This window comes from Evansella sp. AB-P1, from assembly GCF_029688925.1.
Lineage (GTDB): Bacteria > Bacillota > Bacilli > Bacillales > Salisediminibacteriaceae > Evansella.
Map to the genome: position 1 here is coordinate 1 of NZ_JARUKY010000019.1, position 15,453 is coordinate 15,453.

The 15,453-nt window shown below is 37.9% G+C and carries 10 protein-coding genes; 4 read left to right on the plus strand and 6 right to left on the minus strand.

From position 1 onward, the window contains the following. The first annotated feature begins 98 nt into the window (after window positions 1-98). The 3 genes from QA612_RS17810 to QA612_RS17820 all read left to right on the plus strand — a co-directional run bounded on the left by QA612_RS17810 (window position 99) and on the right by QA612_RS17820 (window position 2,836). Entirely contained in the window at window positions 99-1,439 is a 1,341-nt protein-coding gene (locus QA612_RS17810; protein ID WP_278285178.1) for a hypothetical protein, read from the plus strand. A 2-nt stretch (window positions 1,440-1,441) separates the two neighbouring features. Beyond that, window positions 1,442-2,098: a pentapeptide repeat-containing protein gene (locus tag QA612_RS17815; RefSeq protein ID WP_278285179.1), complete on the plus strand. Its 657-nt coding sequence runs from the start codon at window positions 1,442-1,444 to the stop codon at window positions 2,096-2,098. Between the two features lie 111 nt (window positions 2,099-2,209). Continuing rightward, entirely contained in the window at window positions 2,210-2,836 is a 627-nt protein-coding gene (locus QA612_RS17820; protein ID WP_278285180.1) for a hypothetical protein, read from the plus strand. 124 nt (window positions 2,837-2,960) lie between these two features. On the opposite strand, the gene QA612_RS17825 is transcribed toward QA612_RS17820, so the two are convergent. Continuing rightward, window positions 2,961-5,399 (minus strand): bifunctional diguanylate cyclase/phosphodiesterase, encoded by a 2,439-nt coding sequence (locus QA612_RS17825; protein WP_278285181.1) that lies wholly within the window; start codon window positions 5,397-5,399, stop codon window positions 2,961-2,963. A gap of 293 nt (window positions 5,400-5,692) precedes the next feature. After that, on the minus strand, window positions 5,693-6,430 hold the full coding sequence (locus tag QA612_RS17830; RefSeq protein ID WP_278285182.1) for a sulfite exporter TauE/SafE family protein: 738 nt from the start codon (window positions 6,428-6,430) through the stop codon (window positions 5,693-5,695). Between the two features lie 1,041 nt (window positions 6,431-7,471). Between QA612_RS17830 and QA612_RS17835 the strand changes: the two genes are divergently transcribed. Beyond that, a complete protein-coding gene (locus tag QA612_RS17835) occupies window positions 7,472-8,206 on the plus strand; it encodes a hypothetical protein (RefSeq protein ID WP_278285183.1) in 735 nt (244 codons plus the stop codon). Between the two features lie 176 nt (window positions 8,207-8,382). Here QA612_RS17835 and QA612_RS17840 read toward each other — a convergent pair whose 3' ends face one another. From QA612_RS17840 to QA612_RS17855, 4 genes are all read right to left on the minus strand, one after another. Continuing rightward, window positions 8,383-9,906: a DUF5050 domain-containing protein gene (locus tag QA612_RS17840; RefSeq protein WP_278285184.1), complete on the minus strand. Its 1,524-nt coding sequence runs from the start codon at window positions 9,904-9,906 to the stop codon at window positions 8,383-8,385. A gap of 120 nt (window positions 9,907-10,026) precedes the next feature. Beyond that, window positions 10,027-11,586 (minus strand): DUF5050 domain-containing protein, encoded by a 1,560-nt coding sequence (locus tag QA612_RS17845; RefSeq protein WP_278285185.1) that lies wholly within the window; start codon window positions 11,584-11,586, stop codon window positions 10,027-10,029. A 61-nt stretch (window positions 11,587-11,647) separates the two neighbouring features. After that, window positions 11,648-13,879, minus strand: coding sequence for a dynamin family protein (locus QA612_RS17850; protein WP_278285186.1), 2,232 nt, complete (start codon window positions 13,877-13,879; stop codon window positions 11,648-11,650). Next, window positions 13,836-15,443 (minus strand): dynamin family protein, encoded by a 1,608-nt coding sequence (locus QA612_RS17855; protein ID WP_278285187.1) that lies wholly within the window; start codon window positions 15,441-15,443, stop codon window positions 13,836-13,838. The genes QA612_RS17850 and QA612_RS17855 overlap by 44 nt, the downstream gene beginning before the upstream one ends. Window positions 15,444-15,453: the final 10 nt, after the last annotated feature.

Below are 15,453 nucleotides of genomic sequence, written 5' to 3' on the forward strand. Positions count from 1 at the left end.
CTTTATAGTATAATTTACATATTCATAGAATACAAAAGTGAAAATCAGTAATCCAGCAAATATAATCCATGCACTCTTTAATGAAAGGACTCTATCTCATGAGAATTACTAAAATCCATAAAATTTTTATCTTTTTAATCATTATTGGTTTAGGTGTAGCCACTTACTTTTCCATTGCGCAATATCAAAGTAGTCCAGAATTAGACGTACCATCGTTTACCGTTTCTTTTCTATCACTTTCCATCGCACTACTAGCATTTTATATTGCACTGGAAACCTTTAGCTCTATAGATAGTGTAAACAAGATTACGAAAATGGAAGGAAACATCCTTGAAAATGAGAGTTATGTCATCTCTCTCCCTAGTTTAATTAAAGACTTCGATGATAAAGACCTTAACAAAACAGAAGAAAAAATATTTTCTGATTTAGAAAAACGATTTAAAAGGAAATCAAAAACTGCCGTTGAGTTTGCTGATAATCTACAGCACTTTATTGACTTAATTGTGTTATTTCCTGCTCTTTTTAATGTTAATAGAAAAGATCATCATGAATACCAGAAAAAAATGGATAACATATTAAGATTAATACGTAAGCGTGAAAAAGAATTACTCTTCATAAACACAGGAAATCTCATTTTAATCCAAGAAACTGTAAAACTAATTCATGCAATCATGTCGTATCAAAAATTAACGCATGAACAAACCTTAAAGCACGATTCAGATTTATTTGAAGTTAGAGGTATGATTTTAAAAAATTCTGTTACAAGAACTGTTTATTATAATTACTTAGGATTACTATATAACAAAAAAGCAATGGCGGTTTTAAAGAAGAATTTGCAGTTACCTGATGCAGACTTACTACAAATTGACCAACTAAAGGAAATTATTGCTCAGAAGGACAAATTAATAGGAAAAGAACGTGAAATAGCCATCTTATTTTTACAAGAATCCAAGAATGCATTTCAAAAGGCATTGTCAACTAGTCAGGAAGATGTAATGTGGTTAGGATTTATTCTATACAATGATGCGAGAACAACTTTTTTCCTCCAATTATTAACAGAAGATACATCGGATACAAGTGATAGTAATAACACGTGGCTAACAATCATGAAAAAAGCCATCGATTCACGAACAAAATTAAATATTATTATTTCTGAGGTAGTTAAGAGTAATGGAGGATCAACTTGTCTTCAATCACATTTTTTATATCAAGAAGAAATGGCAAGATTAGTACAAGTAAATATCCTTATTGCCGAATATGGTTCTAATAGTGAATCCACATCTATGAAAGAGATTATCTATAGAGGGATGGATATAACGAAAATTAGTAATCCAGTATCACTAGAAAAGCTCTTTTTTACAGAAATCAACGTGGATAAAATTGCAAAATACCAACAAACGATACAAGGACATCTATTTAATAAGGAAAAGGACGGATGAAAATGGCAACCCCTTTTAATATTCAAAAACCAAAAATCCCAGCAACGTTATCACAGGGGGACTTTTCTCCACTTGAGGATGGATATTTAAGCATGTGTGAGATACGAGACTGTGAAATAAGTGGTGATGAACTACAACGTTTAGGTATGGGTGAAGGGCTCCGCTTCGACCAAGTCCTATTTAAGAATGTGACATTTACAGATACTACCTTTCCTAATATTGAACTTACAGATGTTATTTTTCATAAATGTGACCTATCAAATGGAGATTTAAGTGACAGCATTATCCATCGTGTGGAATTCAAAGATTCAAAATTATTGGGATTAAACCTTTCAGGTGCAACACTAGGTAACATAATCTTTGAAAATTGCAAAGCTAACTTAGTTTCATTTGGTTATGGCAAACTTAAGAACGTAAAATTCGATTCTTGCTCTTTATCAACCGCTGACTACGTGGAATGTCTTTTTAAAAAAGTTGCTTTTCAACATTGCCAATTACACGACGGAAACTTTCATGGAACCTCTCTAGCTGGGGTGGATTTGAGCACGTGTAGCTTTGAAAGGCTGAATGTATCTATGGAAAACCTTGAGGACTGCGTGGTAACTCCCTCACAAGCCATTGGTTTCGCCCAACTTCTTGGTCTAAAAATCAAGGATTAGAAGAAAACGGGCATAATACCCACGGCCGTACATTTGAATTAATTATAGTCCAACGAAAGCTCCCGAATTTTCGATTTTTCACTATTTGTAGGATCATTGGCGGCCTTCTATATGACTGCAAACCTCTTTTTTCCATTTGCAGGCTTATTGGCAAGCTTCTATACGCCTGCAAACCTGCTTTTCTCCATTTGCAGGCTTATTGGCCGGCTCCTATCGGACTGCAAACCTCTTTTTTTCATTTGCAGGCTTATTGGCTCGCTTCTATACGCCTGCAAACCTTCTTTTTCCCTTTTGCAGGCTTATTGGCGCCTTCCTATACGCCTACAAACCTTCTTTTTTCCATTTGCAGGCTTATTGGCTCGCTTCTATACGCCTGCAAACCTTCTTTTTCCCTTTTGCAGGCTTATTGGCCGGCTCCTATCGGACTGCAAACCTCTTTTTTTCATTTGCAGGCTTATTGGCCGGCTCCTATCGGACTGCAATCTTCTTTTTCCCTTTTGCAGGCTTATTGGCGAACTTCTATATTCCTGCAAACCTTCTTTTTCCCTTTTGCAGGAAGAATGTCCCCTTTTTCCTTACCAAATATTTACTCCCTCATTGTTTATAGAAGCTTACACACAAGGAATAAGAAAAGCACAAGGCGCCCCAATTCTGCCTAAGTACAGCCTACGTCCTTTAGGTAACGGCGTAATATCGACATCCTGTCTCCCACCGATATGCAGATATTCCGGCCGTTAAAAAGTGCTTTTTACTTTTTATGCGGACAGGTTATTTGATACGAGGTGATGGCGCCTAGAGCTAGACAACTTTCAAAGTAAGAATTTATACTTTCTTTTAAAAAGGAAGAAGCGTAGGATTACGATTAAACCCACTCTTCTTCCTTTAACAGCTCATTCACTTCAGCTACTGGCAGAGGCTTACTAAAATAAAAGCCTTGCATCTCTAAGCAATTCATTTTTTTTAGTTTTTCATATTGCCCCTTTGTTTCTACTCCTTCCGCAACTACATCTAAATTCAATGATTCTGCTAGATAAATAATAGAAGAAACAATTCCTTCGCTTCGATTGTCCTTTTCAAGATTCCAAATAAACGATCCATCAATTTTCAAAGTATCTGCCATAAATTTTTGAATGTACATTAAAGAGGAGTAGCCTGTCCCAAAATCATCAATAGAAATACGAATTCCTAAGTTTTTAATTTTTATAAGATTATCTTGAAGACCCAATTCTTTATCAATCATTGCTGTTTCAGTAATTTCTAACTCCAATCTTTTCGGATCTACCTCGTATCGTTCAACTATTTCCTTTAGTCGTTCGTATAAATCCACCTGCATCAATTGTAATGTAGAAATATTTATGGACATTGTAAAAAAATCATATCCCATACTATCCCATGTTACTAACTGCTTACATGCTGCTTCAAAAACCCAGTTTCCTAACTCAATAATCTGTCCTGTTCCTTCTGCAATAGAAATAAACTCCGTAGGTGGTATTAATCCTAACGTTGGATGCTCCCAACGAATTAATGCTTCAAAGCCAACTACTTTTTCATTTTGTGCAGAAATACGTGGTTGAAAATACAATAAAAACTCTTCATTTTTTATAGCTTCCTTCAGTCCATTTTGTAATTGAAAGCTCCTCTTACTCATGGCCATTGCTTTGTCGTAAACCTTATATATGTTTTTTCCAGAACGTTTTGCACTGTACATTGCAATATCTGCATTTTTTAATAACGTATCAAGTTCCTCTCCTCCAACAGGATACAACACAATACCGATACTGCTCGTAATATTTAATTTATATTGCTTCACTGGAATCGGGGTGCGAAACATGTGAAGAATGTCATTAGCTACTTTCACAGCTTCTACTTCCACTGTATTTTTTAAAACAATAACAAATTCATCTCCACCGAATCGAGCAATCTCTCCATTCGTGATTAACTTTTCGAATTTAGATGCAATTTCCTTTAATAAGGCATCACCAATTTCATGACCTAACGTATCGTTTACATCTTTAAATCCATCTAAATCTAGAAAAAGAATAGAAAAGGTATCCTTACACATTCGAACCTTTTGGATCTCTTCTGTTAATAATTTCGTTATTCCTCTCTTGTTCAAGAGCTGTGTTACTGAATCGTGGAAAGCCATATACTCAATTTTTTGGGCGAACTCTTTATGTTCACTTATATCACGAATATTTACTACTATCCCTCTAATATTTTCATTATTGAGTAGATTGGTAAAAATTACATCGCAATATACCCACTCCCCATTTTTATGGCGGAGTCTTAATTCTTCCTTCACAGGCTTTTCAGGGTACTTTAGTGCCTTTTTATATAATTTAAATGCTTTCAGTCGATCCTCTGGATGATTATACCTAGAACTATCTAATCCTCGAACCTCGCTTGTACTATAACCAAAAATCCTTTCACAGGATGGACTATTATAGGAAATCACCCCATTCTCATCCACGATTCCAAGAACATCATAGGCATTCTGAACTAACGCCCGAAACCGTTCTTCATTTCTTTCTAGTTCATACTCCACTTTTCTTTTTTCCGTAATATCTTGGATGGAGCCAATCATATGAGTGGCTTTCCCATCTTGATCATAAGTAATTTGTGCTTGCTCTTTTACAATTCTTTCTTCCCCATCAGCCCGTAAAATTGTATGTTCAACATCGTATTTTTCTCCATTAAACGCCTTATCAATTTCTTGTTGAATATACTGTTGTTCCTTGGGTGGAATGAAGCTCAAAAATTTGTTATGGGTTGGATGGAACTCTTTCGGGGAGACCCCAAAAATATGATACGTTTCTTTCGACCAGTATAATTCACCTTTAACCAAATCAGCTTCCCAACTACCAACTTGAGCTAAGCGTTGCGTTTCAGCCAACAGCTTTTCACTTTTTCTTAAACTAACCTCTGCCTTTTTTCGTTTTGTAATATACACATAAATTAATAAGGCAAGTGCAAAGGATACTATTGTAAAACCAAAATGGTTTAGTATTCGATTCATTGTTAAAGGGGTAAACAAATATGGCACAAACACTGTTCCCCATATAAAATGTACTAAATTAACTAAAAAAGTTCCGATTATCAAGTTTTTCAACGTAAAAAAAAGAGAGAATACAACAATCGGAATTAAAAACAAAAGAAAAATGGTTAATGGCGTATTTGGGTACAAATAATAATCTGCTAACAAAGGAATGGAAATACTCATAAAAACAATGACCCACAACTTTAGAGGAATGGTTGTGTTTGTTGTGTTAGTGAAATCAGTTTTTAAAGATGTTTTAAACAATTTATTAAAGCCTCCTCAAAATGCGGTCGATGTCGTAGTCGTAGTTACTTTATTATAAATAATTTTAATTTTTATATACTATTTTCTATTGGCGAATCATGCTGTGTCAGTGCGTTTTTTCAGGTAATAGGGGGGATGGATGGGTGGGCATTGGATCATGACGATAAGATTTCTCTATACTCATAGAACGATCAAATATGCTCATAGAAATGTAGAATCGGCTCATAGGAAACCAATAATAGCCCATAGAAACACCAAACTAGCTCATTGAACCACAAAACTCATCCAACCCCTTATCCAAACAAAATCAAATTCACTGCTGCCACTGCCACCACTACGGCTGCAAGCTTTTTAATCCGTTGTTGGGAAAGCTTTGCAAAAAAAAGTACGCCGATCCTTGATCCAACTAGAACACTGACAATCCCCACAGCAAAGTAACTTAAAAACTCTAAAGTAAAATCACCGTTTAAGCCGTGCAGTGACACTGTCAAAATGGCTGTAATGGCAAATGTCACTTGAAGATTTGCGCTATATGCATACTTATCATCATGAAAGATCAATAGAAAATAAAAAACAAAAAATGGACCTCCAACAGCAAAAACACCACTAATGAGTCCACCTACAAAACCAAGAACAACAGGAAGCCACGTTCTATTAACAACCGCACCTGGTTGGGGACCTTTACTGCGGAACAAATAAATGACAACACCAATCAAAAACACACCGAGAAACACCTTCAGTACATCTAGTTCCCCATATTCCCGTAAAACTAAAAAGCCAGCGAATCGCCCAACTAAACCAGCACCTAGCAGAACAAACAACGACTTCCATTGAATGTGCTTGTACATTTGCAAGGCAATACTTGTGGCTAGTATGAGTGCTAATGACACAACAAGTAATGTGCTTTCCTTTACTGTAAATAGAAACGGTAACAAACTCATGGCAACTAAGCCAAAGCCAAAACCGCTAACCCCCTGTACAAAACTCCCAAAAAACAATATGAAAAACACAAGCAATAACTCTATTACCATTTTCCACAGAACCTTTCATCTCTAACATATTTTATTTTTATCCATATCCATATTTACAAGACAAAACCTGATTTAGTTTCGCTTTTAACTCTTATGGAACATTTACTGGAAACTCTCTATAAAACCTTTTACCCTTACTATGAAAGAGTAGCATAAACCAATTGAATGAAACACCTTGAAAGAATATTTTTATACCACATAGTATAAAGTGTAACTTACTTTAGAGGTCTCCTGAAAATTATTGGTTATGGATTCGACTTTGGCGACTCCTACGATGATAATTTATTTTATGAATCAACTTGCTATTTGCAGTAGAATAGATCTTCCCCTTTTTACCGGAATACGTCATTTATGCTATTTGCCGTAGTCATGGAAAAAGGAAATGCGACAGCCAGGCTCATTGGCGACCTTCTATGTGCCCGCAAATTTACTTTCCCCCCATGTTCCTGTAAATGTCGTTTTTCCTATTGCGGGAACATTGGCCGACTCTTACTTTCGTCTACCCTGAAAATAGCTGTTATCGAACTTATCAGAGTTAACAAATACAGGTCAGATTAATCATTCGTTTCATCCCACTTCGCTTTCACCACAAGGGTATAAGCGCGACATCTATTCTTGTGCTTCACTCCGTTCTCAATCACAGTGTCTTCTTTACCGCGGGCAACGCCTCAGCTACACACTTCGCACACTGTGCCGAAGTGTGGGATCTTCACCTGTTGCTGTTCCCACAGGAGTCTCGTGGGATTCCACTCATTCCAATTGGATTTAAATTATTTTCATGCGCCATGGTGCAAATCTTCACTTGCATGGGTGGTCTACCCTGAAAATAGAAACGGTTCAGTAGTGGAAGGCAGCGACTCCAGTGGGATTAGCACGAGTCCTCAACTCCCCTAGCACTTACTGTGTAAGTGCTAGGGGAGTTGAGGACGTGCCCCAAGGAAAGCGTCCGCAAGAAATGGATGAACTCCTCGATGAGTAATTTTCATCCTCCATGGTGATAGTTTTGCTTGCATAAGCGGTCTACCATGAAAACTTCCTTTAATGGAGCCTTTCCTGCCAACAACCACAATCATACTTTCGGATAATATTAATTCTATTCGTTCGTATGCTACCATTGGCATAGTATTAAATTTAAATGAGAAAGGACTTCAGCCTATGTTACGTAAACTCCCCCTCGCTGCTATGTTCCTTGCTTCTGTTTTTCTATTTCTAGGGTGTAATGACGATGAAAATAACAACCATTCTGTGGCCGTTGAAACAAACAATGGAGATAGTTCAAATACTGTTTCTTCCAGCACCAACAACATTGATGGGCATGACAGCAACGAAGCTTCAGAAAAGGATGAAAACGAAGAAAGTACCGCTACAATTGGATTTGAAACTAACGTAAATAACTCAGAGGAAAGGGAAGAAGTAGAGGAACTAATAGAAGCAATTATCGAACTAGATGGTACCGACCTTCCTAATGATTTCTTAACCTTTGTCCCCTTCCCAACAGACTACGAAATTCAAGCCATTAAATACGTTTCCAATAACGAATACATTAGTGAAGGCTATCTCGTTGTTTTTTCAACAGGGAAACAACTGCACGAAATAATGACCTTCTATGAAGATTTTAGAAATGGATATAACTTCTTTAGTTCAGGGTATGTACAGTACGGCACCACTTTTCAAAGCGACGGAAAAAATAATGAAGAAGCCTATCAACTTGATGCCAATGCGGATGAAAATAATAATGTACTAGTAGAGTTAATGGTAGGTCGACCAGCAGAGTAAAACTAATAAAATGACACATTAATTTCGTAGAAATATAAAATCAACATTGGGAGAATACCCTCATTAGTAATTATTCTCCCAGTTTACATTTCTATAAAATCCAACATCTCACTACTATCCAATATAACCGTTCCTGCCAACTCTCCTTTTATCCTTATAACATAACCGACAACTACCTACTTCACTGGGAACATATGCAGTTTATCCGCTGTTACTCGTGATAATGGCTTTATAGTTTCCCACGTATTATAAAAGTAAATCCAATTACGAAAGATCGTGATCGATTCGCCAGATTCGTTACTTATTTTCGTACTTTTCTTCCTTTTCATATTATAGGAATAAATAGCGTAATAGGATCGCTGACTCTTTGTATATTTACTAACATAATAAAGAATCCCTTCCTCATTTGGCGCAGAGAATTCCACTATATTTTTTCCAGACAAAAATGTATCTTCCATCTCTCCATCAAGTCTATAGTGACTAATCCCTTTATCGGTTAACAAAAATATCCCGTCCTTGTTGCATTTAAAATCCAAAATGTTCATCCGTTCCTCTCCTTTATTATCAAGCACCACATTCACTTTCTCAGTTGAAATGTCGTACGACCACACTATACCTTTCGTATGGGTAAAATAAAGCTTTTTATCCCACAGTGAAAGATAAACCTTTTCCTTCGAATCGATGGAAAAAGCATCACAGTAGTTGTTTGGCAACGATATATTCCGCCCACACCAAATCAATTCCAACTTAAGTGAATCAGTCAATTTATCTATATGTACCTTTTTCTCACTACCATCAATCCCGATCGAAAGGAGCTGCTTTCGGGTAAAATAATAAATTCGATCATTATATAGAAAAAAGTGATCGTAAGAAAAAGCTTTCACTAGTTCCTTCGTTTCTGTTCCATCCAAATGACAACGAAACAGGCTAGGAGTCTTACTTCTTTGCTTGTATGCCGTAAAATAAATCCATCTCTTATTAACCTTAAAACTTAGTACTCGTAATGAGCAAATCTTCCATTCCTTCGAACCTTCATTATGGATTTCATGAGGTATTTTAAAGAGGGGACCTCCCTCCCCTTTTTGAATAAAATAAATACCATCCTCTAAGGCCTCCAAGTTTGAGGATACACCGTCACCATTTTGCACTTCCCCTTCATCTAACTGCAAAAGATCAAGATGGTAACTAAATTTTTCCCATTTAGAAATAAGACCGAAGTTTTTCCCATAGGAGAATGCTTCGTATGCCTTTCCCTTCTCACCTGATCCAACCGCTTCACATAATAAGGAGATGAAATGCTGCTCCCTTAAGGTCATATGGAATAAGTCCATGTACAGCTTTCTTACATCTTCCTTGTAAGCTGCACTAATACGAATCTCTGTAAACAACCGTTCCAAATCTAGCAAAAACAAATATTTCTGATACGGAAAGTCAAAGGTAGTGGAAACCTCCTCAATCATCTCTTCCGTTGGCTGGTCAATTTTACGAATGTCCCATAGCTGATTAGGAAGTAAATTCAAGCTATTGGCCAAATCCTCCACAAAAGCAATCGACTTCTTTGTTTTATAATTTTTTTCGTTCAACAGAAGCCAAAGATACGTCACATAGGAAAGTCGAATCATAACGTCCTCTTCTCTCATTGGATGTGGTTTCTTAGAACGATTACGCTTAACAGCCTGTAATTTATCTATAAATGACACACTACCAGCCTCCTTTCTACATAAATTTTTGGGTTGCAAATTCAATCTACCCAAAAATCTCCCATTTCCCGGGAAATTATGACAAATCCTGATAGTCTCCGCTACTTTTGTTGAAACTTTTTAAATTCCTCCATTTTTACTTAATGCACTGACAATACCGGATATTGAATGAACAGCTTTAGAAATTGCTCTATCTAGATCGCCTTTCCCAATCATCGCAGTATCATTCATGTATAAACCACCACTAAAAATTCTAGCCAGTTTCGGTTTACTTTGTTTTTCGTCAAAAAAGTAAAGAAAAGGTTCATGTGGCTGAAGGTCCACGCCCCCTTCATGTCCCATGATTTTTACATCCTTACCATTTGTCTTTCCTCTATAAATCTCATATGTACCCTTCGTTTGATCTACCGCTGTGAAATAAAGAGACTCTTCATCCAATGTAAAGCTTACAATCTTATCGTCCCTATTGATAATCTCCTTGAGCTCTCCAGTTGAACGGTTTAGCTTATGGATACTATGTTTTTCACAATAAAACACACCATTTCTATTCGTCTGTAAGCTCACCACATTTACTGCCCCATAGTTTACTGCGTAATTATTGATGAGCTTTTCTACATGTTTTGTAATGTCAGATTCTTTCTTACTAATGTCGCAGGAGCACAAGCTTCCATAATTACTAATAAAATAAACAAGGTCATCGTGAATCGAAAAAAATTCACCCTTATTATAAAGTGCAATTTTTCTATTTACTTCCTTAGTATTAGCACCGTTTCTATCCATCGTAAATAACCGATTCCCTTTCGGATAAAAAATACGATCAAGATAAAGGGAAAAATGCTCCGTCCCAAAGTCCTCACAAATGACACGGCGATCCAATCCATCCATCGTTGTTTTCCACAAACTTTCAGACTTACTATTACTAAAATAAGTAGTGTAAAAAATGTTGTCCTTATATAGTTTAAAGGTACGAACCTTTGACTCTACTAAAACCTCCCGCTTCGTTTTATCATGTGTCATGCGACAGAGGAAGCAGTTATTCTCGTAATCAATAAAATAGATCCATTGTTCTGTTCCTTCAATCTTTCTTGAAGCTCCTTCATATCTTTTTTCATCCCCATTATCCCAATTTTCATCATGAAAAAAATAATAGAAGTCCCTGCGTTCTACATAAATAGCCTGCTCATAGGCGTACGTAAATGCTTTGTTTAAAGCTTCCGTCCCATTCTCTTCTAGACCATTCAATAATAGTTGTAAAAAATGCTGCTCTGTGGGTGTAAAGCGTAGAAATTGTTTAAAGTAAGCAACGATTTTTTTCATTTCTTCCTTTTCCGTTCCCTCTCGATCTTCCATTCCCATCACGATCCGATGACAATCTAGCAAAAATGCATACTTCATTCGATCCTCTTGTAAATTGGCAACGATCTCTTCAATTAGCGCTGTTGACGGGTCTTGACCAACCTTTTTCACGTTGACCAATTGTTCAGTAGGAATGTGGAGCTCTTCACTGATGGTCTTCATTAGCTCTTCCCTCACGTTATCCTCTTTCTCCTCTACACCGTAAACTAAAATAGACAAGCCAGAAATATACATGATACGAAAAGATAAATCAGCATCTACTAATGGATGCTCCTTTACAAACAAATTCTTCTTCACCGCTTCAAATTTATTTAAAACAGACATGCCATTCTCCTCCATTATTTAAAATATGGAATTCCATAAAGGCAAAGACGGCTCCTGCTATCTATACCATTATCGTTAATTTTCGCCCCTCTGCTAATTCCATCACAGAAACCAGCTCTCCATACTCTTTTAAACTTTTCTCTTTGTTTTTGATTTCCCCTTGAAGCTGTTGTAGGTCTTCCTCTATGTCAGACAGAATGGAACGAACAAAGTCCTGCTGAGCTCTTTCAAGGATTCCTGAAATCTCTTTCGTTTTTTTCAAAATGGATGCTTGCATATCCTTCAGAACTTCCTTTATGGCTTGCCTCTGGGCATTTTCCAGCTTCATAATGGCATCGTTTCTTATTTCTCTTTCGTTAAAGTGCTTTGTGATTATCCCTGTATAGTCTTTGTTTCCAAAATCTATCTCTGGTAGATTCAAACGGTTTATTGTTTTTTCAACAGGAATAACCACGTCCTCCACCTCAAAGGATTCATCACTTAAATCAAACAAACTAAGGGCTGCCTGACGTAGCTCCCCCTTCATTTTATCCTTATTCACAATCCCTAATAGAAGCTCCTTTAACCGCCGTTCTGTTTCGGTGGCGAACTCCTCCACTTGATCAATAGAATCATAAACATTGGCATAGTCATATGGGATGGCACGATATTCTGTTTTCTTTTTAAACCACGTCTTCGGCTTAAATAGTTCAAAGGCACTTACCTCATAAGACTCCATTTCACTACCCGTCTTAATATTCACCGTTTGAAATTCCCGTGCCATTCCTTTCATGTCTGTTTCTAGCATGGAAAAATCACTTTTCACCTTTAGCACACACGATTCGAAAACGGTCTCTAGTCGATAACGACCTTTTTGAATTTTTCCAACAATCGCCTTTTCTTTTTCCTGAAGAAGGTCTACATCACCAGATCGAATCTGCTCCATTCGCTGCTCCGCTGCCTCTTTCATTTTTCGTAATAGCTGATCAAAGCCCTCACTTGCACCTTCAGTAATGCTCTGTATGCGACTTGCAATAATATCGTCCTTTTTTCTACGTTGCTCTTCCAGTTTTTCATGGGCCAGCTCTAAATTAGACAATTCGTACAGAAGCTCTCGATCAAAGGACGGTTCATGAGGATACATGGCATTGTAGCTATTTAAATGGTAAGCCTCCTCCTTTGATAGACTCCCCCAATTCGTAGCAATATTGAAGGCCATGGAAGAGATGAAAATAGGGGGTAACGATTGAATCACCCGATCAATAATCTGCTTCTCCCCTTCATGGTCACATTGATCGGCAAGATGGTGAAACGTTCTTTCTGCTAGTCGTTCAAGCTTATCCTCCTGCGTATCCAACAGCTCCCCAATAGACGGAAACTTCCTGAACTCTTGACGTAACACAGCATCTAGCTTCGTCCCGATTAGTATAATTTCATTAATCCCATTGGAAGGAATGTATTGAGCAAGGAGCTGAACATCCACTTTATCAATAAAGGAACCAGCATAGCTTAAGACAAAAACCACGTCACATATCCCTAAGTTGTCCTTCGTTCGACGGCCTCTCGATAGGACAGGATCGTTTAGCCCTGGCGTATCAATAATTTCAATGTCCTTCAGTAACGGATCATTGTAATAGACCGTACTATTACGAACGATAGGGGTAAATTCTCCTTCTGCACCAACGTATTTCTCCAGTTTCCCAATGAGCTCATCTACTGTTATCCCTTTAATCACCTTTGGTGGGGCACCTAAATAATTTTCAAGCTTAAGGCCACTTTTTTTCACCATTTGAACGATCGTTTTCGCAGCCTTCACGTGTTCAGGAATAATGGCAGCACGCTTCACCTGCTCCTCCGTTATAGGCTTCTCCACCTCTGACCGACCAAAACGACCTCCATTCCCACTACGATCGCGCTGTTCACGTGCGAGACGTTCCTTCGTTTCTACTAAAATCTCATCATAATGTTGCCCATCCTCTTCAATCCGCTGCCATTCCTCTTTATTGTAAAACTCCAGCTCTGCCTTTAGCTCATCAGAATAAGTAAGGACAGTAAGAGCAGCTGTCATTGGAGTGGCCGCCTTTGGCAATACGCCCTTCCCTTGAAAGACAAGAGTATTAATAAAGGATGATTTCCCTGCATTCACTTGTCCAACAATACCAATACGTAAGCACCTATTTTTTTCCTTCGCATCTTTCACGTTCTCCTTCGTCCGTTTCACGTGCGAAACTAGCTCCTCATAATGCCCTGGAAGCATGTGACCATATTTTTTAAGCCCCTTCACCACCTGCTCCATTTCCTTCATTGATCTCATCAGATGACCTCCCCTTCTCCTCCATCTTCATCACTAGAAGTTTTTTCACGCGATCCACTGTTACGATCTCTCCGTACACAACCTGCCCGTTGGAAAAAATATCCTCCACTTCATTCGTAAATGCTTCACCAATATCATGCATGGAAATGACTGCACTGTCGTTAAAGCCAAAATCAATAAAGACACCAAAGAAATTCCGTTTCAAAACCGTTCCTTTTAAAGAATCACCAACTGAAAGGCCGTCAAACAAGTCTGCCTTTCTTCCTTGTAAATAGGCTAATACCCCTCCATCACCTATTGTTTGCTCCTTTAATTCAAGGAGCTTCATGACGTGGTCTAGCGTTATGTAAAGCTTTTCCTCCAATTGATCAAGCTTCTTCATCATTCCCTTTTGCCTGCTGATCTCCTCTTTACTTTCATTTGTAAGGAACGTGATTCGATCCTTTACCTCCTGAGACGCATCCCCCACCTCAAAGTAAAAACCATTCATGATCTGGAGCATGTCCTTCCCCTTCTTTGTTTCTTGGAAGCTATATTTTTTCACCTCATCAAGGACCTTTCCAAAGCTCTCCTTCACCGTCGTGAACTTCATCCGTTTATTCACACGACAGAAGAAATCTCGTAAATAATTCCCATCCCGTTCATTTCCCTCCTGTGCAGTGGAGTCATACATAATGACACGTTCATATGGAATGTTCGCATCTGCCAATCTCTCTTTTCCCTCTTGGACAATTTGAAGTGCTGTTTCCTCATCTACTAAATCCACTTTGTTAAAAATAACAAACAATGGCTTTGTGAAATGAAGGCTTAACAGAAATTGAATATCTGTGTCATTGATCGTCCCTTTCGTTATATCCACGAGCCATATGAGATAATCCGCATGCATCAGGTGCTCCCTTGCAATCCGTTCGTCCGTGTTATCTCCCTTTTCCATAAACGTATCGGACTTACTATAGCCAGGCGTATCCAAAAAGGTAATGGTTTCATATGGGATGGACGGCTTTTCGATAGTCAGCACCTTAATAATATGACTGAAGCTCACATTGTACCGTTCATGAAATTCATGACTAATAGCCTTCACCGCCTCCCGATCAAGAGGCACGCTTAAATGAAACGTGTTTAAAGCAGTGATTTTTTCTTCCCTTCCTTTAAAAATATAGGTAGGGATAGCTGTCGTTGGTGTTAATTCTGTAGGAAGAATATTGTCCTGCAAAATGGAATTTAAAAACTGGGATTTTCCTGCACTAAATCCCCCACCAATTGCTACCACGTTCTTATTGGCTAAGGCTGAAAACTGACACATATCCTCTACATCCTGCACCAATTTTTTTAAACTGGAAAACATCATGGCCTCATTTGGCAGGTGACCGAGCTTACAAATTTCAAGAAACTCCTCATGTACATATTTATTTAACGTTTCTACATGCTGCTGGAGCTCCTCCTTTTGCTTCGGCATGGAAATTAAATTCGATATTAAGGCCATCCCCTCCTGAGGGTTGTCCAAAAATCGATTTTCCTCCTGCACAATTCTTCGCTTTCCACGTTCAGATCTTAATCTTGCCATGGTGAACTCT